This is a genomic window from Persicobacter diffluens (genome assembly GCF_036244895.1).
Taxonomy (GTDB): domain Bacteria; phylum Bacteroidota; class Bacteroidia; order Cytophagales; family Cyclobacteriaceae; genus Persicobacter; species Persicobacter diffluens.
In genome coordinates, this window is record NZ_BQKE01000001.1 from 2,268,353 (window position 1) to 2,294,119 (window position 25,767).

18 protein-coding genes are annotated in these 25,767 nt (G+C 43.7%); 10 read left to right on the forward strand and 8 right to left on the reverse strand.

All coding sequences use genetic code 11. The features are described 5' to 3' along the window. Positions 1–78 precede the first annotated feature (78 nt). Positions 79–786: a 16S rRNA (uracil(1498)-N(3))-methyltransferase gene (locus tag AAA970_RS09310; RefSeq protein WP_338236893.1), complete on the forward strand. Its 708-nt coding sequence runs from the start codon at positions 79–81 to the stop codon at positions 784–786. Between the two features lie 83 nt (positions 787–869). Here AAA970_RS09310 and AAA970_RS09315 read toward each other — a convergent pair whose 3' ends face one another. Beyond that, the gene (locus AAA970_RS09315; protein WP_338236894.1) at positions 870–1,490 is read right to left on the reverse strand and encodes a histidine phosphatase family protein; all 621 of its coding nucleotides are present in this window, start codon (positions 1,488–1,490) and stop codon (positions 870–872) included. Between the two features lie 86 nt (positions 1,491–1,576). Here AAA970_RS09315 and AAA970_RS09320 point away from each other — a divergent pair, with 86 nt between their 5' ends. Genes AAA970_RS09320 through AAA970_RS09330 form a run of 3 tightly spaced genes read left to right on the forward strand, consistent with a single transcriptional unit; the run spans position 1,577 to position 4,502 of the window. Further along, the gene (locus AAA970_RS09320) at positions 1,577–1,996 is read left to right on the forward strand and encodes a hotdog fold thioesterase (protein ID WP_338236895.1); all 420 of its coding nucleotides are present in this window, start codon (positions 1,577–1,579) and stop codon (positions 1,994–1,996) included. 30 nt (positions 1,997–2,026) lie between these two features. Next, positions 2,027–3,232, forward strand: a complete 1,206-nt coding sequence (locus AAA970_RS09325; RefSeq protein WP_338236896.1) for a chorismate-binding protein — start codon at positions 2,027–2,029, stop codon at positions 3,230–3,232. Positions 3,233–3,236: 4 nt separating this feature from the next. Next, positions 3,237–4,502, forward strand: a complete 1,266-nt coding sequence (locus tag AAA970_RS09330; RefSeq protein WP_338236897.1) for a twitch domain-containing radical SAM protein — start codon at positions 3,237–3,239, stop codon at positions 4,500–4,502. Here the strand turns inward: AAA970_RS09330 and AAA970_RS09335 are convergent. Then, positions 4,449–5,792 (reverse strand): sodium:solute symporter family protein, encoded by a 1,344-nt coding sequence (locus AAA970_RS09335; protein ID WP_338236898.1) that lies wholly within the window; start codon positions 5,790–5,792, stop codon positions 4,449–4,451. The two genes, AAA970_RS09330 and AAA970_RS09335, sit on opposite strands and share 54 nt — an antisense overlap. Positions 5,793–5,889: 97 nt before the next feature. On the opposite strand from AAA970_RS09335, the gene AAA970_RS09340 reads away from it, so the two are divergent. From AAA970_RS09340 to AAA970_RS09355, 4 genes are all read left to right on the forward strand, one after another. Next, positions 5,890–6,585 (forward strand): hypothetical protein, encoded by a 696-nt coding sequence (locus AAA970_RS09340; protein WP_338236899.1) that lies wholly within the window; start codon positions 5,890–5,892, stop codon positions 6,583–6,585. 165 nt (positions 6,586–6,750) lie between these two features. Continuing rightward, positions 6,751–8,469: a 1-acyl-sn-glycerol-3-phosphate acyltransferase gene (locus AAA970_RS09345; protein ID WP_338236900.1), complete on the forward strand. Its 1,719-nt coding sequence runs from the start codon at positions 6,751–6,753 to the stop codon at positions 8,467–8,469. Positions 8,470–8,487: 18 nt separating this feature from the next. After that, entirely contained in the window at positions 8,488–9,537 is a 1,050-nt protein-coding gene (locus AAA970_RS09350) for an NAD(P)H-dependent glycerol-3-phosphate dehydrogenase (RefSeq protein WP_060686636.1), read from the forward strand. A 186-nt stretch (positions 9,538–9,723) separates the two neighbouring features. Continuing rightward, entirely contained in the window at positions 9,724–11,718 is a 1,995-nt protein-coding gene (locus tag AAA970_RS09355; RefSeq protein ID WP_338236901.1) for a hypothetical protein, read from the forward strand. A gap of 223 nt (positions 11,719–11,941) precedes the next feature. On the opposite strand, the gene AAA970_RS09360 is transcribed toward AAA970_RS09355, so the two are convergent. The 3 genes from AAA970_RS09360 to AAA970_RS09370 form a co-directional block, all read right to left on the reverse strand. Then, positions 11,942–14,281 carry an OmpA family protein gene (locus AAA970_RS09360; RefSeq protein WP_338236902.1) on the reverse strand — a complete coding sequence of 780 codons (2,340 nt, stop codon included), beginning with the start codon at positions 14,279–14,281 and terminating at the stop codon, positions 11,942–11,944. 30 nt (positions 14,282–14,311) lie between these two features. Continuing rightward, positions 14,312–15,559: a M48 family metallopeptidase gene (locus tag AAA970_RS09365; RefSeq protein ID WP_338236903.1), complete on the reverse strand. Its 1,248-nt coding sequence runs from the start codon at positions 15,557–15,559 to the stop codon at positions 14,312–14,314. An 81-nt stretch (positions 15,560–15,640) separates the two neighbouring features. After that, complete coding sequence (locus AAA970_RS09370) at positions 15,641–16,681, reverse strand: PorP/SprF family type IX secretion system membrane protein (RefSeq protein WP_338236904.1); 1,041 nt, start codon at positions 16,679–16,681, stop codon at positions 15,641–15,643. A gap of 254 nt (positions 16,682–16,935) precedes the next feature. Between AAA970_RS09370 and AAA970_RS09375 the strand changes: the two genes are divergently transcribed. Both AAA970_RS09375 and yaaA read left to right on the forward strand, forming a co-directional pair. Then, positions 16,936–22,569 carry a T9SS type B sorting domain-containing protein gene (locus AAA970_RS09375; RefSeq protein WP_338236905.1) on the forward strand — a complete coding sequence of 1,878 codons (5,634 nt, stop codon included), beginning with the start codon at positions 16,936–16,938 and terminating at the stop codon, positions 22,567–22,569. A gap of 107 nt (positions 22,570–22,676) precedes the next feature. Next, the gene (gene yaaA / locus AAA970_RS09380; RefSeq protein ID WP_053405350.1) at positions 22,677–23,444 is read left to right on the forward strand and encodes a peroxide stress protein YaaA; all 768 of its coding nucleotides are present in this window, start codon (positions 22,677–22,679) and stop codon (positions 23,442–23,444) included. A gap of 37 nt (positions 23,445–23,481) precedes the next feature. On the opposite strand, the gene AAA970_RS09385 is transcribed toward yaaA, so the two are convergent. The 3 genes from AAA970_RS09385 to AAA970_RS09395 all read right to left on the reverse strand — a co-directional run bounded on the left by AAA970_RS09385 (position 23,482) and on the right by AAA970_RS09395 (position 25,744). After that, positions 23,482–23,829, reverse strand: a complete 348-nt coding sequence (locus tag AAA970_RS09385) for a carboxypeptidase-like regulatory domain-containing protein (protein WP_053405351.1) — start codon at positions 23,827–23,829, stop codon at positions 23,482–23,484. A gap of 94 nt (positions 23,830–23,923) precedes the next feature. Continuing rightward, entirely contained in the window at positions 23,924–25,006 is a 1,083-nt protein-coding gene (locus AAA970_RS09390; protein WP_338236906.1) for a lysylphosphatidylglycerol synthase transmembrane domain-containing protein, read from the reverse strand. A gap of 6 nt (positions 25,007–25,012) precedes the next feature. Then, positions 25,013–25,744: a segregation and condensation protein A gene (locus tag AAA970_RS09395; protein ID WP_338236907.1), complete on the reverse strand. Its 732-nt coding sequence runs from the start codon at positions 25,742–25,744 to the stop codon at positions 25,013–25,015. Positions 25,745–25,767: the final 23 nt, after the last annotated feature.

Genomic DNA, 25,767 nt, shown 5'->3' on the forward strand with positions numbered 1-25,767 from the left:
AATCGCAGGACAACTGAACTACTGAGTGATTCTCGGTAGTTTTTTTTATTTTTACCCTAGAATAAACCTTTATTTATTTTGGCGCTATTTTACCAACCCGGACTAAGAGACGGTGCTCTATATTTAGAGCCCGATGAGTCCAAACACTGTATCAAAGTACTTCGAAAAAAAGCCGGTGATCCCATCGATATTACGGATGGCCTTGGCACCCTTTATAAAGCAGAAATCACGGAACCCAACCATAAAAAAGTGGGTATTAAGATCCTGAGTCAGGAAAACATTGCATTCCTGAATGGCTTCCATATCCATTTAATTGTGGCTCCCACCAAGAACCTGGACCGCATTGAATGGTTAGTGGAAAAAGCGACTGAAATTGGGGTTCACCGCATTAGCTTTGTTATTTGCAAGCATTCTGAAAGAAGGATCTTAAAGACTGACCGACTGATAAAGAAAGCTATTTCTGCTATGAAACAGTCGAAAAAAGCACTTTTACCACAAATTGATGAAGCGCTTTCTTTTAAAGATTGGATGACGCAAGAAATTGATGAAAATGCACAAAAATTCATTGCGTATGTGGACAGCGCGAACCCTAATCACTTAAAAGATTTAATCCAACCTAAGCAATCTTATCAGATGTTTATTGGGCCGGAGGGTGATTTTGACCCGGAGGAAATCACTATGGCGCAAGCCGGTGGATTCCAAAAAGTTTCCTTAGGACCAAGTGTATTAAGAACAGAAACAGCCGCCTTAGCAGCAACCCTCACTTTGAATTTATACAACCAATAGAGCAGAGGTAATCTATTAAGGCTGTGACGAGCCAAAAAATAGTCAGGTATTTTATGCTATACCTGACTATTCCTGAATAGCGATTATAAATGTTCTAAATGAGAGCGATCGTCAAATCGTACAATCTTAGGGCCTTTATCCGACTCCCAATCAATTTCATATAAGGACAGGTTGGAATGAGAAAACTGATCCATCCCGATTAAGGTATCATTCACCCACCAACCTAAAAGAATCCGCATCGCTCTGCCATGCATGGCCACCAGCACACATTCTTCCTCCTGAGCTAAAATATGATCAATCGCCACTTTTTGGCGATCAACCACTTCCTGTAAGCTCTCGCCCCCCTCATATTTTTGAGACAGGTCCCCATCAGCCCAGGCTTGCAATAAAGCCTGATAGCGGGCCTTATTTTCTGGAGTAGGACTTTTGCCTTCTACCACGCCCCAGGAAATCTCATTCAGCCCGGGCAATTCCTGAGGCACAAAGCCGGCCTCCTCAAAATGCAGCACGGTCTCCTTGGTGCGCTTAAGGGCAGATGTATAAACTTTTTCAAATGGAAAATCTTTATACTTCTCATAAAAAGCACTGGCCTGCGCCCTTCCCAGATCATTTAGTGAGGAATCCACCCCACTGCCCTGCACGATTCCTTTTTTATTCAGATCTGTTTGCCCATGACGAATGATGTATAGTTTCTTCCTTTTCATTTTTTCCCTATTTTTGCGTTTGCATCCATTAAAAAAATGGCACATGGCTTACAAAATGGCCAAAATCCTTAAATAAACCCAAATATATGCTCAACATTCACCAAAATTTGGAAGAATTGAATGCCCGGAACAAGGGAACCCTTATGGAAACATTATCCATACGATACACCGCCATTGGGGAGGATTATCTATGTGCCAGCATGCCGGTGGGGCCATTTAACCACCAACCGGCCGGTTTATTACATGGAGGCGCAGCAGTGGCATTGGCCGAAACCTTAGGCTCTATGGCGGCCACCCTTTGCATTAACACCAAAACTCACCATTGTGTGGGACTGGACATCAATGCCAATCATATCAGATCCGTGAGAGCGGGCATGGTATTTGGGAAAGCCAAAGCCATACACATCGGACGTTCGACACATGTTTGGGAGATCAAAATCCAGGATGAAGAAGAAAGACTTTTAAGTATTCACCGCCTGACTGTGGCAGTGATTGAAAAAAAATGAAGCCGGTGTTAAACGAAGCGTTGATTTAATATGAATACTCCCCTTGCGCAAGCTAAAATCCAAATTGAAAAAGCAATTATCACCTTTGAAAATGTGATCAAAATAGCCCTGAAAAAAGGTTATGGTGTGGCCTGTTACCGCCTGCCGCACCAAGACCGCTTCAAGCTGATGATTGACACCCGTGAAGAAACCCACACTTGTGGCGAGGCCATTGAAAATTTACCTTCGGGATTCATTTTTAATCCTTTCGAAAACAAAAACGCGAAAGCCGCCTATTATCTTCAGGCACATTTAGAAATGGTTTTAGGAGATGATGAAGTTAAGGCCAATCAAGCAGAATATTACCCCCTAAGAGACGAAATAAACCAACAATTATCCACGGACAACCTTCCCTCGGACTGGCAGTATCATCAACTAGTCGGAAATGAACAGTCCACCATGGGAAACCGGGAAGATTTCATCCAATTAGTAGAAAAGGGCATCCAGCAAATTCAGGATGGTAAAATGGAAAAATTTGTCCCCTCCAAATGCAAAAAAATGGCTTTGGAGCACTTCCAACTAATGGACACCCTCTGGAAGCTATCCTGTAAATACCCCAATGCTTTTGTCTCTTTTGTGAGCATGTCAGAAACCGGCAGTTGGCTGGGAGCTACTCCTGAAATATTAATCCATATGGATCGGGAGAAAATTTTCCATACCGTTGCACTTGCCGGCACTCAGGCCTATGAGGAAAATATGGACCTCAAAGATGTGGCCTGGAAACAAAAAGAAATCGAGGAACAGGCATTGGTAAGTCGTTATATCATTGGCATTTTAAAAAAATTACGCATACGGGAATTTATTGAAAATGGCCCTAAGACGGCTCGTGCAGGTAATTTAATTCACCTGAAAACGACTTTCGAAATTGATACCAAGGCCATCAACTTTCCGGACTTAGGAGGCGTAATGATTGATCTGCTCCATCCCACTTCTGCTGTTTGTGGTATGCCTCTGAAAGAAAGTGAGCAATTTTTACTGGTAGAAGAAAAACATGATCGTGCTTTTTTCTCCGGTTATCTGGGGCCCATCAATACCGATGGCGAATCCTACGCTTTTGTAAATTTAAGGTGCATGCAATTATTAAAAAATGAAGCCATTTTTTATGCCGGAGCAGGTGCTACCATTGATTCCAATCCGGAAAAAGAATGGCAGGAAACGGAGATGAAGTGCAATACCTTACTTTCAGTACTGAAATAAAAGCATGACCGCATCATCCCCCATTTCCAAACTTGCCCATGAAAATGCGCCACTGGAAGCCTGGCTGCAAACCCAGGCATTCTGTCCCTTACCCTGGTTGCATTTGCATGTTTTTACTGATGGAAAAGTTACGCCCTGCTGCAGCAACTTCCTTCATTTTGGAAGGGTGAAAGAACAATCCGCCGAAGCGATATTTCAGGGAAAACCTGCCAATAGATTTCGGAAAAAGCTTTTGGCAGACGAGCAGGAGAAAAGGTGCCAGTCCTGCTATAAAATGGAGGCCGCTCAGGGCGATAGTTTAAGAACGGAAGCCATCAAGCGATATTTCGAAGTATTCAGAGAGAAAATCCTTCATACTAATCCCGAAGGAAAAATTAAGCTCAAGCCGGAGTCCTGGGACCTCCGATTTTCCAATCAATGCAATCTGCGCTGCAGAAGCTGTTTCCATGGCAACAGTACCAAATGGTTTGAAGAAGCTAAAAGCCTGAACAGAACCGCCTCTGACAAAAAATTGATCCATGCCTTTGAGGAAAAATCCTGGAAAGACTTCACTCATGGAAGCCTTCAAACGGCGCGTGACTTTTATTTTGCGGGTGGAGAACCTATTTTAATTCCGGAACATTGGGAAATTCTGGACTTCCTCCTTGTGCAGCAAAAAACAGACACCCTATTACGCTACAACACCAACCTTTCCACCCTTACTTTTAAGGGCAAAGATATTATTGAGTATTGGGAAAAATTCCCCCGACTGGAAATAGGCATTAGCATAGATGCCGTTGGAAAAGCCGGAGAATACATCCGGAAAGATTTACGGTGGTCACTATTCGAAAAAAACATCCAGCGATTAATTTTGGAAGTACCGCATGCCAAAATTAAATGGGAGCCCACCATCAGCCTGATGAACATCCATTCCTGGGAGAAAGACCATCGATATTTGATCGAACATTTCAATATTTCTCCGGATGCGATCAAACTGAACATCCTTCACCGACCTGAAATATTTTCCATTCAGGCCCTAACTTCCTGTGAGAAAGAGCAAGTTCATCAAAAAATCGAAAAATTATTAAGTGATCTGCCCTTTAGCAAAACCACTCAAGATGCCTACCGAGCGCTATTGAGCTTCATGCATGCCGAATCTAAAACCGCGCTTATTCCGGCATTTTTTCAAGAACTCGAAAGGATGGACCGCATGCGTCAGGAAAATTGGCAAGAAAGCCTACCGCAACTTCTCCCACTTTTCAAAGCCTACGAAAAGGAAAAGCAGGTTTAAGCCAAAGGCTGCAAAAATGAATAAGGCGCTTAGCTCCGGCTGACTATTCGCTATAAACTTTCCAATACCGGCCACCACACCCCCAAATACCATGGCCAGATGTACAAACAGCGGTTTCCCCCGGTATCCCATCAAGCCTAAAGCCATGGGTAAAATAAAAGCACCTGAATAAATAGATAATCCTAATAACAAAGAACCAATCACCGATTGCATTTTCCAGGCCAGCCCGAAGCTTAATATGGCCAGAACCACCATCCAGATTCTACTTTGCTTCACCGGTAGCGCCACTTTCGGTTTGATCACCTGCCCTAAAATTAAAGCGGCGGATAGCAAAGTAGTATCTGCAGAAGAAATCACTGCAGAAAGAAGAGCCAGAATCATCAGGATACCCAAAAAACCCGGCAGATGGTTTTGAACCACACCGACAAAGGCATGAAAAACATCTACCTCATCCGGATAAATCGTCATGGCTTTCATCCCCAAATAGGGTACCAGAAAAGCCAATGGAAGAATGATCACCACCGAAATCAGCACTGCCCTTTTCGCCGAAAATTCATCTTTAGCGCAAAAGATACGAGAGTAAATATCTGGGCCAACCAAAAAAGTGGAGGCATAAGTTAACAATAATAAAAGTAGATCAACCGGCTGAAAATTTACTTCAAATGGAAAATGGTCCGTCAATTTTGGCAGGGGAACCGCTCCCTCAACACTCATTAAAAAATAACCGGTCAAATACAAGGCCATCAAAATAATGATCGATTGCCAGAAATCCGTCTTGATCACCGACCACTGCCCACCCAAAATGGTGTAAACCGTGATGACCAACGTGCTGCCATACATCGTATGAAGCACAGGCCAGTCCATCCAGGCCGAGAGGATTTTCGCCGCACCCATAATTTGAGCGGCAATAATTCCCATCCAGGCCAAGCCGATCATCATGCCTGCAATACGGCCGGCGGTATCTCCATAAAAATCGGATAACAGTTGCGGCAAGGTAAATTTCCCTAATCGTTTCACTCTTCCGGCCAAGGGGTATAATGCCGCCAGGCCAATTACTCCACAAAGCAACAGCCAGGCCGCGGCCCAGGACTGCTTCTGACTCAACTCCATAGTGCCGATAATGGCCGAGCTACCCAGTACTGTCGCAATCAGACTCCCACTGACCTTCCAGGCACTCCCCTGCTCACCTGCAACATAAAAATCACTTTCATTTTTAATTTTTCGGGAAGAAAACCAGCCAATCACCATTAAAAGGAGTATATATAACCCCAGGACCAAAACCTGCATCATCTAGAAATTAATTGGATTATTTTGAAAGATTGTTCAAACTAACACAAAAGATTTCACATTTTTGTCTCAACACTGAATATCCTGCAATAAAATATAAATGGAAACAAAAAAGCCGGAAGCCGCTTTGGCCGAATGCCCGTTAAATGCTGGTGAGAAAAATGTGAATAAAGCATTACTCTCCAATCGAAGCCTATGGATTTTTCATTCAGAAAAAAGCTTTTCCTTTCCTTTAGGGGAGGTGAATCAGCTCCAGGTGGAATTAAGAAAAAAAATGGGTTGGGTGTTTTTGGGTGGAATCCTTATGCCTTTGGCAATTGTCGCCTTCCTCACCCACACCATAAACTCAGGCATTTCTTTACTTTTTGTGCTCGTCTTTGGCTTTCTCTGTTTTTATTATGGCTGGCGTGGCCAAATGATGCTGACCATTTATGGTAAAAATTACGAAAGACGATTCCCCCTATCCATCCCGCATAAGGAATTAATGACCTTTTGTAGCTGGCTCAATGGAAAGCTCCCTCAACTGAAGAAAAAAATAGTATTTTTCGAATATCCTGTTCAGCTTTGGCCACAGGCATTGGAAAACCAGGCACTTCATTTCCCCAGCCCTCAAACGGCCTCTTTCCAGCCTCCACGCCAGCCTGGCTTGGATCAAATCCTGATTAAATTTCATTATGAGGGTCAGGAGGAAAGTATCCGATTGCAGCTACATCCTGCTGATCGCCAAATTATCGGAACTGTGCAAGGAATAATTCCCCTCCATAAAATTACAACCATCAACTTCTCAGGATCTTAACATTAAAGTCGAAAAATTGCAGGAAATTAAGGACAGCCGCTCCGATAAAATCAAAAAAAATAGTATTTTTGCAGCTTGGAGTATGGAGTATGCCCGTATAAAAAATGGCGGTTCCATACAATTAGGGGAAACCTGAGAGGGAACTCCAATCAGTAATTAATGCACATGAAGGAGAAGGCAAAAAGTCCTGACAACTCTAATTACCAACCCATCGAGGGGGATCTTTCGCGTTGGCCAGTAGTAAAAATGGCCCGCAACCGAAAGGCTTTTGTCAAGGCAGTAGCAGATGAAAGCCTGGAAAGGCTATTGGAAAACAGACGTTCCAGTGCTGCTCTGATTGAAGAATTGGAAACTACGGTTTTTAAGGAACGACTAAGAATTAAACAAAATCCATGGGATGTTGACCCGGAGGATGACCGTAAATTCTGGAACAGTCTGCGCTCAGAACTGGGCGCCCTTTCCCATAAACAATCTTCTGAGGAAGAAAAAATGGGACAATTGCGGGTGATGGTCCATAAAGTGGTCAGTCGCTATGCGGAAGAAATCGCTGGAAACTTCAAACCTTCTCATTACCGCCTGGCTCGTACGGTGGTAACTTTTGGATTAACCCGCCTGCTGAATGCGGCCAAGCTGCATAAGTTCACGGGTATTTTCAAAAATGACTACACCCTGGACGAGAAAATAAAAATCAAAGGGGCAGGAGATAAAATCCGAACATTGGCGAAAAAGGGAACCATCATTTTGGTGCCTACGCATTTTTCCAATCTGGACTCCGTCCTTTTAGGCTATGTCATTCACCGTTTAGGCCTTCCGCCATTTATTTATGGGGCGGGTCTGAATCTTTTCAATATTAAAATCTTCGCTTATTTTATGGATAGCCTTGGCGCCTATAAGGTAGACCGAAGAAAGAAAAACCAGATTTATCTGGAGGCGCTGAAAACGTATTCCTCCAAAGCGATTCGTGAGGGAGCGCATTCCCTGTTTTTCCCGGGCGGTACCCGTTCTCGCTCAGGAAAGATGGAGAAAAAGTTGAAATTGGGCTTATTGAGCACAGCCATTGAAGCACAACGCTACAATTTCACCAGTACTGACGAAAATAAAGACCGCAAGATTTATGTAGTCCCTTTGGTCATCAATTATAACTTCGTTTTAGAAGCTCCTGAGCTGATTGACCAGTACCTGAAGCTAAAAGGACAGGAACGCTATTATGTGGAGAATGATGAATATTCGGACTCCTACAAAATCCTTAAATTTTTAATCAAATTCTTTACCAGAGGCTCCTCTATCGCCGTTTCCCTGGGAGAACCTATGGATGTAGTGGGTAATTTGGTCAATGAAAAAGGCGAAAGCCTGGACAGCCGCAACAAAGTGGTTGATGTTCGCGACTATTTTGTCAAGAATGGCGAAATTAATATCGACCACCAGCGGGAGCACCAGTATACGCGTATGTTGGGGGATAAAATTTCCAAAGCTTATTACGATATCAACTGTGTGCAGGGAAGTAATCTGTCGGCATTTATTGCCTATCAGATGCTGAAGAAAAAGCATAGCCGAATAGATTTCTTTAATTTACTGAGGCTACCGGAGGAGGAACTGATCATTGATTACGAAGCCTTCAAACAGAATTTCGCCAAACTCCTGGAAACGATTAAGGCAATGCAAAAGCAGGGAAAAATTGAAGTTGCTGACCACCTGTTAAGGGAGGACCTGGATTTGGATAAAATGATTGCCTCCGGCATTAGAAATGTTGGAATGTACCATTCCAAGCAGGCCCTGTATATAGCGAAAGACCAACAGAGAATACAATCGGAGGACATGAACCTGCTCTTCTATTACCACAATCGCCTGGATGGATACCATCTGGATGAACATATTACGATTTAACCTTAAGCGCCGAACACTATGAATGTTAACCAACATAAACCCGTAGGGGTAATCGGATCGGGAAGCTTTGGGCTTGCCGTGGCCAATCTGCTGGCAGAGAACAGTGAGGTATTGGTTTATGCACGTAAGGAGCAGGTGGCTCAGGCGATTAATGTGGATCGTTTTTATAATAATCAGCAGATTTCCGCAAGAATTTCCTGTATTACCGACTATGGAGAACTTGCCGATAGATGTGATGTGATTTTTCCGGTAGTACCTTCCATCTCCTTCCGGCAAATGATGAAAGACCTTTCTCCTCATTTGCGTCCCTACCATATGTTGATTCATGGCACCAAAGGACTGGATCTTCCCAGCCATATTTTAGAGGACCTGGAGGCCGTCTATGAAGTAAGCCGGGAAAATGTAAAAACAATGAGCGAGGTGATCTCGGAAGAATCTGTAGTGGTAAGAACCGGATGCCTGGCAGGGCCTAATTTGGCCAGGGAATTAGCTGAAAAGCACCCGGCGGCTACTGTGGTGGCCAGTCATTTCGATGAGGTCATCAAGGAAGGACAACGACTGCTTCGCTCGGAGAGATTTCAGGTTTTTGGCTCCAAAGAGCTGATCGGTATTGAGCTTGCAGGCGTTTTAAAGAATATTTTAGCCATTGCTTCCGGCGCTATTTCGGGCCTGGGCTTTGGTGAAAATGCCCGCGGACTATTAATCAGTCGGGGCTTGGTAGAATTCATCTACCTGGGCAAAATGTTAGGTGGAAATACCGAAGCCTTCCTTGGGGTAGCGGGCATTGGGGACTTAGTGACGACCTGCACCTCAAAGCTTAGCCGTAATTATACGGTAGGATACCGCCTCTCTCAAGGAGAAAAACTAAAAGACATTATTACTTCCATGGAGGAAGTGGCGGAGGGCGTAAAGACGGTAAGGATCATGAAAAAGCTTTGTGAACACTTTGGCGTTCGCGCTCCTATCACCGAAAGTATCTATCAGGTATTATACGAAGAGGAAACAGTGGATCACGCCTTAAGGCGATTAATGAAGATTCCTTTTCACAATGACATTGACTTTTTATAACAATCTAATCGGCATCCTTCCAGATGCCGATTTTTTTATCCCTAAAAAAAACGAATCAAGTAGGCAATCGTTGAACTAAACATTGAATATTGTTATTTTGAGGAATAACAGCTATTTTTTTTGATATTTTAGAGTGCCCAAACTTTTTACGCAAATAAACCTGTTTATTGACTAAGTCCTTTGTGTTTGAATGATACGCGACATATCGTTACCCCTACCATAACAGGCTTTTGGCTAAGTCTAACGCTATTTTTGTGCTTTTTTCTGACGAATACTTCGGTTTCCGCACAGGGCGGCTTGTGCTTTAATTGCCCCCGACATCCCGCTTTCCTCAATCCTGTGGATAGCGTAACCAAAGATTATCATTTTATCCCTAAAGAGGAGGTCTTAAGGCCGGAGGATGTCAACCGTCGGTTTTATTTAAACCTAAAAAATAAAATGAGTACCTCCTGGGTAGGCAAAAGCCTGGTAGATGCTTTTATCACCATCCCTCCTTCTAAGGAAATTGTCGAAGATGAAAACTCCACAGAGCGCTTCAAACAATTTGAGGGAAAGACCATCAACAGCATTAGCATTAAAAAGGTAGGCGTGTTTTTAGAAGATGTGGATGACACCACCAAAACGGCGCAGAATCCCTGGGTTCGAACCTATAATAAAACACATGTCAATACCGTAAACTGGAATATTAAAACCAACCTGATCATCAGAGCTGGCGATGACATCAATGCCAACACCATTGCGGACAATGAAAGGATCTTACGTAGTCTTCCCTATATCAGGGATGCACGCATCTATGTGCAGGAAGATCCGCTAAATCCGCAATTGGTGAATTTAATTGTGGTAACCCAGGACATCATGCCCTTGGAAGTGGGTTTAGCTCCCAAGGGTTTTGATAGAGGCTCACTAATGCTTGGGCACCGAAACCTATTCGGCACCGGTCTGACCTTCCGGAACACCATTTACCTCGATCAAGTCCGGGTAGAGGATGAAATGACCGAGGAAGCCACCCAACAAGCACATTGGGGTTATGGATTTCGATTGGGAATGCGAAATATTCGCCGAAGTTTTATTGATGTACAGCTGGATTATCGACAGACTTACCCTCAGGACATTCTGGGAGTCAATGTGTATCGGGGCTACCTTACCCCTGAACTTAATTGGGCCGGCGGGGCCACCGTACAATATCAAAGGCTATTTGCAAGTGTTTATGATCCTGATAGTGCCGACTATAACGAATTTCGCTTCAAGCACATTACGCAGGATTATTGGGCATCGAGAGCCTTTAAGTTCCCTTGTAATGACTTTTCCAACCGGAAAAGAATCATCTTTTCAGCCCGATATTTTAAAGATCAATTTTTAGAAAGACCAACAGTAGCGCAGGATGAAAATTTCCCTTATCATAATCGGACTATGCTATTGGGAAATATTGGATATTCCAATCGGAATTATTATACGGACAAATTCTTGTATGAATTCGGAAGAAATGAGGATATCCCTTTCGGGATGAGCTTAGAACTTTTGGCAGGACGAGATTTTAGTGAATTTACTACCCGGGACTATCTGGGGTTTAAATATGCGCACGGGCGGCCGTTTCCGAAAATTGGATATTTGAGATGGGAACTTGCCGCAGGTCAATTCTTCGGTCCCGCCAACTATAATGAAGGGGTTTTTCGTACCGGAATGCAATATTTCAGTAAGTTACTGGGCCCGGATCAGTTAAGACTGAGGCAGTTTATAACAGTGAATTACGTAACAGGCTATAACAGGCGGGAAAACGAAAGAATAGTGCTGGACCAAAGGGATGTACGAGGGTTTAGATCGGATAAAGTGGGAGATCAGGAACAATTCCTTATCCGGTTTGAATCCATCAAATTTACTGACTTTCAACCTTTAGGCTTTCGAATGGCTTTCTTCGCTTTTGCGGACATGGCCTTTATTTCGGAGCATAATTTTAGCCCCTTCGGAGGCTCTTTTTATGGTGCCTTTGGCGGAGGAATAAGAATGAGAAATGACCATTTCACCTTCAAAACCCTGCAGATCAGACTGGCTTATTACCCTAAAGCCCCTCAGGGACTTGCCCCCTTCAACATCATGATGGACAACAATATCTCTCAGAACTTCCTGGACTACAAAGTAGAAAAGCCCACTACCGTTCCCTTCAACGAATATTATGAAAGATAAAAAGGCCGGCAAAAATGCCAGCCTTTTTATTTTAGTCTAGATTAATTATTCTTCAATCCTCGTTTAGCAACAAAGGGGGAAATGGGAAGAAATTTTTCCTATTTCTGGCTTCCCCCAACCAAGCATATGAAAGAGGAGAAAATAAACTTAGCCAAATATGAGCCATTCGAATCAATAAAATCCCCTGGCTCAGCCCGCTCAATTTTGCGGTGAATCATTCGGCTTAGTTTTCGTATGTTTTTAAATCCACCAGGCGAATGTCTACCCTTCGGGCCTGCTCCTTGCTCACCTGCTCATCCTGAATCACCCCATATCCTTTGGCTTTGATCCGTCTTCTCACCACCCCTTTGTGGTTAAAGAAATTCAACACCTCAATGGCCCGCTCATTGGATAATTTTTCATTTGTAGCCGCATCTCCATCCTGGCTGGCATGACCGGAAATCTCAATACCTAAATCCTCATACTTCATCAGGTCTTCCAGCAGTGACTGCAATTCCGGTTTGTATTTATCCTCCATCTCTGAAGAACCCACCTGGAAGAAAACCTGATGTTGCTTATTGAGTAAAGAGGCTTCAAAAGTAGACTGTAAAACTTTTGGCTGTGCCTTCTGCGCTTTTTGCTTTTTAGACTCCTCTGTTACCGAAAGCGTAGGCAAGGTAAAAATCTCCTGCCCATCAACCACCTTTCTTTCCAAATGCTCCGTAGTACTCTCATCAAAGAAATATCTTCTCTTGGCTACTTCCATCTTTTCCGTTTCCTGATCAAAGTTTATCAGGTCTACCGGTTTTACTTTAAAAGCTAAATCAAGTAAATAGTCCATCGCCACTTCATCCTCTGAAGCCACAATCAGGTCCATCATCTCATACATGTCCAGGCTATCATTCTGCACCAACTGCGACTCTTTGAATAACTTCTGATCAATCATGGAATTCACTTCCTGCTCCACATCGTAGAACTTATTCTTCACACTCACTTCCTGACCAACCAAAACACCAAACTGCTTAATGCTTTTCAACTGGATCATTTGGTACAACTCATAGAAATAAGTCTGATTCGGGATATTCACATTGATGGTATAAGGCATAAATCCCTCTGACTCGATAATCATATCATAATTCTGTCCCGGAGGCAAAATAATCAGGAAATTACCCGTATTCGGGTTGGGATCATAAACGAAATCTACTGATTCCTGCGTCTTACGGTTGACCATCTTTATGGAGGTCTTAATCGGCTTCCCATCTTCCCCAACAATCTTACCTTTTAGCATCGTCAAAGGAATATTGGCTTCCTGTTCCGGCATATCGAAGTAGTAAATATCCTGAAGTCCCTGCCCTCCTTTTCGGTTGGAGGAAAAATAACCTTTGGATCCATCCGCGATCAAGGTAAAGTAGCTATCATCTGCCGGCGTATTGATAGGATAACCCATATTTTCTGGCTTAGTCCACTCCTTGCCTCTCAGTACCGATCTGAAAATATCATTCCCGCCCATGGTTTCATGTCCATCGGAGGTAAAAAACAAGGTAATATTATCCGGATGAATGAAGGGCGCATCCTCATTTGCCGGCGAGTTAATCTCTGGCCCCAGGTTCTTAGGCTGCCCCCATTTTCCGTTTTGGCCTTTTTCCACCTTCCAAATATCCATACCGCCATATCCTCCCGGACGATCTGATGCGAAATAAATGGTTTTTCCATCCGAAGTAATAGAAAGCGTAGTTTCATGGAACCTGGAAGTATTCACCATATTCATGGCTTTGGGCTTAGTCCAGCCGGATTCAGTTCTTAGCACCTCGTAGATATCGCCAGTATTGGAAGCTCCCCCCATATAAATCAGCATTTGCTCACCATCTGGAGAAATTCCGGCAGTTCCCACATTAAAACGAGCATTGGTCTCAATCTCCACTTTCTCAGGATGTTTCCAATTGCCCATGCCATCCTTAGTAGTCATCATAATTTGCTCCACCATTTCACGTCCTTTTTCATCAGGATGCAAAACCGTATAAGCAATAATGGCCTCGTCTGCCGATACTACTGGATTATACTCTACGTGCTCAGAATTCACCTGGAAGCCAAAATCATGAACGGCTATTTTTCTCGGCTTTCCGATATATTTTTTTGCATTCTTCAGCGCCTTTTTAAAAGCTTGCACTTCTTGCACCGCTTTTGGATCTCGCCGATCCATGACTTGCTCATAAGCGGCCAATGCTTTTTCCGCTTGAGGAATCTGCTCATTGAGGTGGTACAATTTCGCCAAATTCAAATAAGTCCATTTTGGGAATCGACCGGCATCCAAATCCAAGGCTTTCTGCAAAGACTCAGCCCCTTTTACGCGTTGATTTACATCTGCCAGTGAAAAATAACTCATTCCCAGCCCATAAAATGTCTTTGGGTTTTCGGATCCTTTTTCCACTGCCTGCTGATAAATGCCTATCGCCTCTTCATATTGCCTTGTGCGAAACAGCTTTTCCGCCTTTGACTCCAATGAACTAACCGACTGCGCCATCGCTCCTCCGGCCATTATTGCCCAAGCGAAAAGCAGTAAGAAACACTGTTTTGGTTGAAGCATATTGCTATAAAGTTTTGTTGGGTTACTAATTTATTGTTTTACCGTCTCTTCCTGAATTGCTCTGATACGATAAAGCAAGGGCGGATGAGAGTAATGTAAGGCTACAAAATAAGGATGAGGATTTAATCCGCTCAAACTTTTTGTAGATATTTTCTTTAAGGCCTCAATTAATGCAGAACCTGAAGCGGTGGAAGCGGCATAAGCATCCGCCTCATATTCATTCTTTCTGCTCAACAAATTGGCAAAAAATCCAAGAATCAGATTCAAAGGAGAGAAAAGCAGTCCAAAAACTAATAAATTGATGCCAATCGAATATCCACTTCCTCCCATGGCCTCAGTAAATAGCGGATTTGTAACCATCCAACTAAATAAAAACACCATTAAGCCCATTTGCATTGCACCAATGATGAAGCCCTGATAAATATGCCCCTTTTTAAAGTGCCCCACTTCATGGGCAAATACCCCCACAATTTCCTCCTCTTCCAACTCTTCGATTAATGTATCAAAAAGTACTAAGCGCTTAAACTTCCCAAGGCCGGCGAAAAAAGCATTGGCCTTTGTACTGCGTTTTGAGCCATCCATCACGAAAATGTTTTGCAAAGGAAAATCCACAGAGGCAGAATAACGCTCAATGCAAGAACGCAACACTCCGGCTTCCAGCGGAGTAAATTTATTGAAAAGCGGCATGATCACTGTCGGATAAAGAATATTCATTAAGAATAAAAACCCCACCAAAATCAACCAAAAGACATACCAGTAAGAGGTGCCGTAATTTTCCAAAAAAGCGACCAATCCGGCCAATAAACCACCAGATAATAGTCCCCCTAAGGCATAGCCTTTCGCTTTATCCAGCCAAAAGGTTTTGCGCGTCATTTTATTAAAGCCATATTTTTCCTCAATGGTAAAAGTACCATACCAATCAAAAGGCAGCGAGATAACATCTGATATGATCGTGATCGCTGCAAAAAATCCCAGCGTAATGAAAATCGTGGAATCGGTATACTGCGCTATCCAATGTTCTAAACTGCCCAAGGCGCCGGAAAAAATCACCACAAGGGTCAGGGCCAGGGAAACTAATCCGGACCAATTCCCTAATTTTTTTAGTTCATCATGATAATTCAAAGACTTTGATCTTTCCTCCGGGGAGTACAAACCATCTAATTCCGGAGGCACCACCCCTCTTTCATGCCGGTCATTTAACATTGACAGCCATTTGTCTATCAAAAAGTTAAACCCTAAAACGCCTACTACTATCCACTTTATCGTTATGGCATCCATAAAAAATTCCCTACTAAATCTTGATTATTGCTGCAAAATAGGGAATAATCCCCACTAAGAAAAAAATAGTGCAATGCGCCGCTAAAAACTCGGGCAAGGGATTTGGCGAATATGCTTGGCAGGCTTACGGTGATCTCCGAGAAAAATGGTGTAAGTAACGGAAACCTCATGCGCCCCACCGGAACGCCCCCCAAGACCGGAAATCGTAAAATCATAGCTGTAACCGAAATTGAATCCGTTCCATTCAAATCCCACCAATGCCACCATGGAATCACTATTGTTGTGATCACCGGTGGTTTGCACTGGAATACCTCTATACCAAAGCCCCACCACTAAAGGGTCAAACTGACCGTATAGCCCTACATCCAGTTGGTCAAATTGGCCCTGAAGCTTATACTGAAAAGTGGGAATAATGGCGAATTCCCGGGCGGAATAGCCTCTTCCTGCTTTCTTTTGGACCAGGAATTTATAACCGCCATGTACACTAAATTTCATGGGGAGCTGATCTTCCGAACCCTCTATATTGGATAAATTAGGTTGTAATAAATGATAAGCACTCACCCCTATCCAAAGCTCCTTGGAATACAAAACACCTCCAAGACCTAAATCCATAAAACCCTGATTCACCCCTTCTAAGCCGGGATCTATTCCCTGACCTGGCGGAAGGACCTCCCCGGTATCCGGATCTATCTGACTACCGAATATCAGATTTGAATAATTAGCATTTTGAGAAGTGTATGAAATTTGGGCTCCCGGGCGGAAGGTTAACTTTTTAGAAATGGGCAACTGATAAGCATAATTTAAGCCAATCATATTGGAGCTTACCGAGCCCAAACCAATGCGATCTCCCAATGCAATTAAACCAATACCGCTGTTGTAATCATCAATATAATGATCCACATAAGCACTGTAGGTCACAAATGAACCCGGCAATGAAGGCCACTGATTCCGGTAATTCAAACCGAAGCGGGTCATCTGGGTATTCCCGGTAAAACCGGGATTTAAATATAGTGGAGCAGCATAAAACTGACTGAACTGAGGATCCTGAGCACGGGCTTCCTGCACCGCAAAAGTCAGTCCTAAGGTCATCAGAATTAAAAATTGAAGATGCTTACAACGCATAGTCATAGGTTTGATGGGGCTAATTGTATTTACGGTTGAACTACAATGATAACCAAAGTTGAAAGAAGATTCCTTCAAAAAAAACACTTTATCGCTATAATTTAAGGCCAATTGCCCAAAAATAGCATTATTCCGAATAGAAATCACATTTTTTCTATAACACTTGGCCCATTTTTTACACTTTAAGCGGCATTGTTTGTACCTTAGGGCGATAAGTGACGTTACTAAAAAAAACATAATCTCAGACTACACCCATGAAGATCCGCCTTTATTTACTGATTTTAGCCTGTTTTTTTATTTCCCCCTATTCCGTTTTTGGGCAGGGACAAACAGAAAGAAACTGGTTTACTGCCAACCAACAATGGGACTTTTCCAAGGAAGGCCGATTCCCGGAGTCTCCTGTTGCCATCACCAATCTTGACCCTCAGGGCAATACCGCTGTAGCCACTGATGGCTTCACCGGAGACTGGCATTTCTATACCGATGGGCAAAACTTCTACCGCAAAGACGCCGCGGGCAACCTCATTACGGATAACTTGCCTGTGAAAGCCACCCCGACCTATAATCAAAGAGTGGCAGCAGCTCCTGCAGACGGATCCATCGGAGCGGATTATTTATTCTGGGTAAACAATAACGGAGACCTTCATCAATATCGGGTGACGATTGATAATGACGGACTGGCCGGCGCAGCTGTGGCAGAAGGCAATCCGCTTGCCTTTCAAATTGCTCCTGCCATGCGGGTGATCCACCAAATGACACAGGGGAATGTAGTCCTGCGCCTACTGGTTCAGGATGCCACGACCCGAGAATTAGTCCTTCTGGACATCACCAATGGTTTATCCGAAATTATCAGAACCGATGCTTATGGGGCTACTTTCCAAAATTTTGAATGGACCCCGCCTTATATTTCTCTGGAACAGGATCCTTTTGATCCCAATAACCAAATTCAGGTTTTGAACCCGGGAAAAGTAGCCTTAACCCCAAATGGCATCAACAATTTAATGTTTGCCAACTTTTGGTTTGACCCAGCCAACGGTCCGCTTATTGAAAAAAATGATCGGGAAGTTTTCAACCAATCCGCGGCTACCTTTTATGATACTGAATGGGTCAATGACACTACTCTTCTCATTTCTGCCGACAATGCCATTTTAAAATTTGATTATAGAGGCAATACAGCCAATGGCAATTACCCTAACATTTTGGCCAACAAAGGAGCCACCTCAGTAAAGGGAATTCAAATGGCGCCGGATGGTTTTATTTATTTCCTGCAGGCTAATAATAATGTGGGGCGGATCAGACCTACCATTGCCGGGGAAATTGTGGACCGATGGGTGAGCTTAACCTCCGAATTTGGAAATGGAAGTGTAGCCCAATTGAATGCGGATCAATTCCCTGTATTTGCCCCTCCAAGGGTGGAAGATATAAATGTAACCAATGTGCCTACCCAGGAAATTATCTGCGACCAGCAGAATAACCAATTCCACCCAAGCGTCACCCGAAACGGCGTCGAAATAGCGGCAGATGCCTACTTTTGGGATTTGGGAGAAGGACCGGTGGCTTCGGTTATCCCTACCATCAATCCGCAATCCGCACCGGGAGGGAGCATCAACATAGCCGCAGAAGTGGGTGGGGTCACCTATTTTGGATCAGGAACATTTAATGCGGCACAAAACCAATTGGACCCTAACAGTATCATCAAAGATACTCCAACGGATTTATCCTCCCAACAAGGAGGCGGTGGTGGCGGTGGCTTACCCGGTGGTGGCGGAACCGGAGGCGGTGGAGCCGGCAACCAGGTGGGAAATCGTTATGTACAGGATACTTTAATGTGTGCGCCCCCTTTTGTGGGCTGGGCCAATGATGCGACCGTTGCGGCCCGTTTTTGGTATAACCGCAGTCAGGAACCTTCTGACACCATTACTGATCCTGGAAATTATTGGGTAAAAGCCTACGATAATGGCGGTTGTAATGTCAGAGCTTCAGTGCAGGTCAGAATGGTGCTGGAAGAAGATGGTGGCGGCTACCTGCTGGACACCACCCAACAGTCCACTATTGGGCAATGGTACTTCGGCACTCAGCCCGGGCTGGATTTTAACACTGACCTCTATGGCGATAATATTCCCCAGCCCATTGAACCTATCGGCCTGGATGACCTTAATGCCATGGACGATGTGGAGACCGTTTATGATGAAAGAGGTCGTGCTTTCTTCGTGACGAATGGAGATGGCCTTTGGATTGCAGACACCAGTGGGGTTAACTTCACCCGCGTGCAGGGAGTCGCTTTAGGTGGAGATGCCGAGCAGGGGTCTGCCGTTGCGGTAATTCAATTGGTAGAAGATGAAACCAAATACTATGTTTTCAGTACCCGTCAAAAAGCAGGAGGAGCTCCCGGAGAATATGAAGTTCGCTATTCCTTGATCGATGTGGCGGCCCTGGATCTGAATAATGGTATTATCACCATTACTGCTATTGCTCAGGATGTGCTCCTGATGGAAAGTGCCATGGGCCGGTTAATTAGTAATCAGGGTTATCTAGTTGCCCATGAATACGGCAATAATAACTGGAAAGCTTTTCCGGTGACCGCACAGGGATTGGGCAATCCGGTGATCAGTTCCACTGGCAGAGTTTATGATGAAAACGTAATCTTCAATTATGGAGAAATTGGCACTTTCGATGTACCGGATGTAGGCCTGGTATCAAAAGTAGCGGTCGCCATAAAAGACCTTAATAGTGGCTTAAACTATCTGGATGTTTATGATCTCAACCCCAATCCTGACACTTACGATTCTGCTGCTTTAGCTTCCGGCGGCACTCCAGCCTTTATTCCGGATGTGGATGTAGACAAATTATACAATCCCATCCAAATTCCATTAGGAGACGACAACCTGGAACCTTATGGTGTGGAATTCAATGGAAATTTTGTCATGGTTTCATTACAGGGGAATAACAACTCCAAGGTATTTGCAGCGGACTTAAGGTACCAGATATATGAAGACAATGGAGAGGATTTAAAACCGGAAAGCACGCAACTAGGAGAAATAGCTACCACCAGTACCGGAGGTGGGGGGATTTTGGGAGAGATTTCTGCGGCCCCTAACAATTCCATCTATATCGCAAACCAGGGAAGCAACACCCTAAAAGAAATTACCGGCATCGGGAACACCGAAAGTGGTGGACTGAATCTACAAGTCGGAGATTCACAGTTTTCTTTAACTTCCACCAGCCAATTGGGGCTACCTAGCTTTGTCCTTCAGGCAGGACAGGGAAGCGGAGGAGATCCTTCTTTGGAAGCGGAGGATGTTTGCCTGGGAGATAGTGCCGTTTTCAATCTCAATATGGGAGAGTATTACACCTCCGCGGGTAACTTTACCCTTTTATGGGAATTTGGCGACGGCAACACCCAGCGTCAAGACACCACCACAGAGGCTACCCACTTATATGCAGAAGCCGACACCTATATTTATAAAGTAGATTGGAAAAACCATTGTAGCGCAGCCCCTTTCAGCTTCAATCCGGTGTTAACCGATACGATCACCGTAAACCCTGCTATTCCAGACGATCAATGGGGCGTATCTGATGGGGAAAAAGTCTGTCAGGACACTGAACTGACGGCCTTCACCGGAGATGCCACCGGCTACACCATCACCTGGACCAACCGGGGAACCGTGGTGCATGAGGGCAATGTCATTCAGGTGGATACGGAAAATCCGGTTTTCCATAATGAGTTTTTCTTAATCCAGGTAGAAGATCCTAATGGTTGTTTGGCAGAAAGAGAAGTGCTACTGACCACCCCACTGGTGGATGCCGGATTCCCGGATAGCACCTATTGTCAAAACACCGAAGACGTCATTCTGAGTTCAGGCGCTTCCAGCCTGTTATCTTACCAATGGGCGGTGGAGAACGCCCCAACCAATTCGCCGGCCTACAGCCCGGGCACCAATACTTTCCCGGTAGAAACCGGCACTCCTGGGGACTTTGTGTATTATATGCAGGTGCAGGACCCGGATGACGCGACCTGTTTTGTGGAGATTTCCGCAGACATCAAAGTAGTAGGAGTTATTGACGGCCCTACCCTACCATTATCTGCTGCTTGTGGTGCTACCACTACCATTAAATTTGAAAACAACAAGGGCATTGAGTTTGACCGATTAACTTTTAATTGGAATTCGCCGGATGTGGTGGCCACCGGAGACTTTGAGTATGAAGCGGAACCGGGAGCCTACAATGTGAACGTCATTGACAATTTGTATAAGTGCGAGGTGAATTTCAATGTACCCATTGAGGCAACCGATTTTACACCAAATTACACCAGCACCATATTTGACGAATGCAATACGGGCAGTAATTTCGGAATCATTCGCATTTCGAATCCGGATGCAGGTTTACAGTTCACACTGATCAGAGAGGAAGATGGGACTGAAATCACCCCAAATGGACTTGACTTCAACAATATTACCCCCGGTAATTATACCCTACAAATTGAACAAAATGGCGGAGGGTGTGAAACCTCGGAGGCCCTGGTTTTCGAAGAAAACAGCACGGAATTCAGTCTTTCTACCGACAATTTAATGGCCTGTCTGGATGGAACGCCTAACATTACATTAAGCCCTATTGGAGGCGGAACCATTGACCAATTGGACATTGAATATTATACCGCCAGCGGATCCATATTGGAAAGACAAGAAGATGTCAACATCAATAGTATTATCGTCGACAATGAAGAAGCGGCTTCGGCTACATTCTTCGCCACTACCGGCGTTTGTACCTTTGAAAAAACCATTCCTGTTAATGTTGCTTCCGCTCCGGAAGATTTCGAAATTGATCAAAGTGGGGATCGCTGTGATGGGGAAGTCACTGTTTTCGTGGTTGACGCCGATTTGGCCTATGATTACAATTGGGCCATCACCACTGCTGGGGCTAGCACGACCAACAATGGTCCTAATTATCTGGCCACCGAGAGTGGCAACTTTGTGATAACGGTAACAGATAAACAAACCCAATGTCAAAGCACTCTGGCAGACGAAGTAGAAGTGGCCAAACAAATTGGCATTGCCCTCACCGGCGAAACCATCTGCGAAGGTACTGAAGCTCCGATTAATATCGCAAGCCTTACTGTTCCAGACTTTACCGAAGACTTGTTATACCAATGGTACCAGGGAAGCCTGGAAGACAACAATGTACTGCCCGATGCTGGCGCAACCCTTTCCTACGGTGGAGCCGACAGTGTTATATTTGTGGTGGCAACGGCTCAGCTTAGCGGATGTCAGGATACGGCCAGCTTCAACATACAACCACTTCCGGCCACCATCATTAACCCAAATATTTTGGGAGTGAATCCGGCCTATTGCTTTTTCGATGAAGATCAGATTCCAGAAGACTCCGTCATTTACCCCGGGCAGTTTCTTAGCTATGAATGGGTGAATTTGGATCAGGATATTTTCCTTTCAGAGGAGTCCGCTTTGGAACTTTCCGATGATGAAGCACTGATCGGTACCATAAAAGGCACCTTTAATAATGCTTTCAATTGCCCGGCAGAGATGATCTTCAACATTATAAATCAATGTAAGCCCACAGTGGTATTCCCCAATGCCTTTGCCCCCAGAGGAAGCTTCAATGGCAATAGGGCAGAAAGAGGAAACATCTTCTCGGTAGAATATGCCCAGAACCTGGACCCTAACCGATTCATCATTGAAATTTATAACCGTTGGGGAGAGAAGATCTTCCAAACGGAGGATTATGAAACATTCAAAGATGAGGGTTGGGATGGTACGGATAGAGGCGGTCGTGAAATGCCTGCCGGAGCTTATTCCTACGTTGCCCGATTTGGCAGCATTACCGAAAATTCCCCTATTGAAGAGGTACGCGGAAGTGTGCTGCTCATCCGATAATCACTTTCAGTAATCCGGACATTAGGATTTTCAATAAAAATAGAAAGCGAAGGAAGATTAAACTTTTCCTTCGCTTTTTTATTTTTGTCCAAAGAACAGACATTAATATGATCGCAATTATTTCACCTGCAAAATCTCAGGATTTTTCTATAGACATCAGGACCGAAGCTTTTAGTCAACCCACTTTTTTGAACGAATCCAAAAAACTCATTTCTTCTTTAAAGAAATATAAAAAAGAGGATCTAAAATCTTTGATGGAGATTAGTGATAATCTGGCAGAATTGAATTACGACCGTTATCGTAATTTCCACCTGCCTTTCACTTCAGAAAATGCCCGTCAGGCACTTTTGGCTTTTAAAGGAGATGTTTATACCGGAATTGACGCACATAACCTTTCAGATGAAGATTTAATATTTGCGCAGGATCATTTAAGAATTCTTTCAGGGCTTTATGGATATTTGCTCCCACTGGATCTTATCCAACCTTATCGACTGGAGATGAAAATCAAATTACCCACCAAAGGAAATGACAACTTGTATCAGTTCTGGGACGATCGCATCACCAAAGCATTAAATGCTGATTTAGAGCAGGAAGAAAATCCGGTATTGATCAATCTGGCTTCTAATGAGTATTTCAAATCAATTCAGAAAAAAGTGGTAAAGGGCCAAATCATTACCCCGATTTTTAAAGAAAAAAAGGGAGACAGCTATAAAACCATTGCGCTATTTGCCAAAAAAGCCCGCGGACAGATGGTTCGGTTTATGATTACCCACCGCATTCAAAATCCGGAAGATTTGAAAGCCTTTGACCAGGATGGCTATCAATTTAATGAAGCACTTTCCAAAGGAAATGACTGGGTATTTACCCGAGGATAAAAAAAAAGCCTGAGCTCCAACTCAGGCTTTTTTTTACTTACTCAATGATCAAATTGACTTTATTAATGGTTTTAGGCTTAAGCTTTTCGATATAATCAGCTCCCCAATAGTTACTTGCTTCTCCTTTTTCAGCTCGAACCCAATACTTTTTTACATTCAATTTTTTAAAGGCAACCCTCCCCTTCTCATCAGTAGTTTGTGTTTCCTGAACAGGATTTTCATTCTTATCATAATCCTTTTCATTCGCATAAAGCGTCACAGAAGCGCCTTTCACCGGGTTTCCATTTTTGTCCAATACCGTTATCTTAACTTGAGTGCTTACGATTTGAGCAAAAACTGCTACAGACACCATAAAAAGAGCAAAAAATGCCACCAACTTTTTCATCTAAAAATCAAATAAAGGTTAATAATAGTAATTGACCGCAATAAAATGATCAAATTTATTTGTAACAACCTTTATGTCAATAAATATACCAGCTTTATATTTTATCCTTTTCTTCCTTTAAAACTTCCTCCACATTTTTCTTAAAAAACACCCGCTGTATCCAACGAGGAAGAAATACAGCGCCCAAAAATAAGTAAGGGTAATAAGACAACAATCTCCAAAGTAAGCTGATACCGAAGGTATACTCGCCCAAAAGCGATTGAAAAAACTGCTGAAAAAAGAACTCCGCGGTACCGCTACTTCCCGGGGTTGGGGATATGAGCATAACAATCCACATGATCAACTGCTTTCCGAAAGTTAATAGATGCTGGCCCCAGGACAAATCCACGTAAGCCGCCATTACAGAATTCAGCATCAAATAGCGGGCAACCCAAACGAAAATAGTCGCACAAATAATCTTCAACCAATAATCAAGGGGCTTCCCTCTGAGTTCCTGAGAAGCAATAATCATTTCATCACCCTGCTGGTTCGCTTTAATTCGAAAACGCCTTAACCAGCGAAGGGTCGTCATTTTTAACAAAAACCACTTAAAACCACGAGGATGAAAGAGTAAAGCCCAGGACATCACCAGGGTGTATAAAGCTATCAAGCTGTAGGAAAGCCAAAAGAAAAAAGGTAATCCCCGATCAAAAATATTATCCGGAATACCACTGAAAACATCTCCCTGACTTAACCAAAGCACCAATGGGGCAAACAATACAAAGAATAAATTATCGAGAATGGCCGTCAGCATTACAAAAGCCAGCGCCCGGCCAAAGGGAATTCCTTCTTTCATCAAAATAAAGACTGCCACCGCCGTTCCTCCCACCACAGAGGGTGTGACAGCGGAAGAAAATTCCCAAAGAATGATCACATAAAAGGATGATTTCCAGCTCAGTCTTTCCCCGGTGAGTGTTCGGATGCGGTAGATATAGCCCGCGTCACGGGAAATAATCACCAAAAAGGCGATGAGCAATGGAAAAAAACGGGCAGGCTGAAAAAGAATCCCTAAGTTTTCCCAAGAAACCTGATCATCACTCATAAATAACAAAACCGCGATGGCCAGTCCTAAAATGATCGGAATCCAGACATTTCTTGGATTCAGGGTTGAAAAAATCTTTCTGTTGGAAATATCCATATTTGATTAAGCCGATTCAATCCAAAAGTTATTGAAACCCTCTCCCAACACCAGTTTCAATTCCTGCCATTGCGCCAATTCCAGGATGGCCAAAAAAGTAAAAATCAGACCTACCCGATCCCCTACTTCCTCTACCAAAGTCCCAAAGTCCATTTGCGATCTGGATTTTAATTTTTCCAATAGCCAAATCTTCTGATCTGCGATAGTGTATTCATAGGGAACAATTTCATGGACGGGCTGATACGATGCTTTTTCTGCTCTGTTGAGCACCTGTTGGTAAACTTTAAGCAGCTTATACATATCCAGATTGTGCATTTCCATTTCTGTAGAATAGGCCGTTTGCATTTGTAATATTTCCCGTTGCAGATTGCCCCTTTTTTCTTTACCTAATTCCGCCTCCTCTAGTTGTCGAAAATCCTCTAAAACCGATTTATATTTTTTGTACTCCAACAAATGCTGCATCAACTCCTCCCGTGGGTCAATTTCCTGCCCTTCTTCATCCAATTCCGGACGAGGCAAAAGCATTTTGGCCTTAATTCGCATTAGGGTGGCCGCCACCACCATAAACTCAGATGCCAACTCTACATCCAGCTCTTTCATTTCCCGGATATAGGCCAGAAAGTCTGACGTCACCTTCGCAATAGGAATATCATTGACGTCCAACTCATCGCGCTGGATAAAGAAAAGCAGAAGATCAAAAGGACCTTCAAAAAGCGGCAGTTTTATTTCAAATGACAAAATCCAAACAGTTAAGGGCGAAG

Bases quoted from the DNA above. Each gene is read 5' to 3' on its own strand.
- AAA970_RS09315 (WP_338236894.1), bottom strand. From the start codon at position 1,490: ATGAAAAGGAAGAAACTATACATCATTCGTCATGGGCAAACAGATCTG.
- AAA970_RS09320 (WP_338236895.1), top strand. From the start codon at position 1,577: ATGCTCAACATTCACCAAAATTTGGAAGAATTGAATGCCCGGAACAAG.
- AAA970_RS09325 (WP_338236896.1), top strand. From the start codon at position 2,027: ATGAATACTCCCCTTGCGCAAGCTAAAATCCAAATTGAAAAAGCAATT.
- AAA970_RS09330 (WP_338236897.1), top strand. From the start codon at position 3,237: ATGACCGCATCATCCCCCATTTCCAAACTTGCCCATGAAAATGCGCCA.
- AAA970_RS09335 (WP_338236898.1), bottom strand. From the start codon at position 5,792: ATGATGCAGGTTTTGGTCCTGGGGTTATATATACTCCTTTTAATGGTG.
- AAA970_RS09340 (WP_338236899.1), top strand. From the start codon at position 5,890: ATGGAAACAAAAAAGCCGGAAGCCGCTTTGGCCGAATGCCCGTTAAAT.
- AAA970_RS09345 (WP_338236900.1), top strand. From the start codon at position 6,751: ATGAAGGAGAAGGCAAAAAGTCCTGACAACTCTAATTACCAACCCATC.
- AAA970_RS09350 (WP_060686636.1), top strand. From the start codon at position 8,488: ATGAATGTTAACCAACATAAACCCGTAGGGGTAATCGGATCGGGAAGC.
- AAA970_RS09360 (WP_338236902.1), bottom strand. From the start codon at position 14,281: ATGCTTCAACCAAAACAGTGTTTCTTACTGCTTTTCGCTTGGGCAATA.
- AAA970_RS09365 (WP_338236903.1), bottom strand. From the start codon at position 15,559: ATGGATGCCATAACGATAAAGTGGATAGTAGTAGGCGTTTTAGGGTTT.
- AAA970_RS09370 (WP_338236904.1), bottom strand. From the start codon at position 16,681: ATGCGTTGTAAGCATCTTCAATTTTTAATTCTGATGACCTTAGGACTG.
- AAA970_RS09375 (WP_338236905.1), top strand. From the start codon at position 16,936: ATGAAGATCCGCCTTTATTTACTGATTTTAGCCTGTTTTTTTATTTCC.
- yaaA (WP_053405350.1), top strand. From the start codon at position 22,677: ATGATCGCAATTATTTCACCTGCAAAATCTCAGGATTTTTCTATAGAC.
- AAA970_RS09385 (WP_053405351.1), bottom strand. From the start codon at position 23,829: ATGAAAAAGTTGGTGGCATTTTTTGCTCTTTTTATGGTGTCTGTAGCA.
- AAA970_RS09390 (WP_338236906.1), bottom strand. From the start codon at position 25,006: ATGGATATTTCCAACAGAAAGATTTTTTCAACCCTGAATCCAAGAAAT.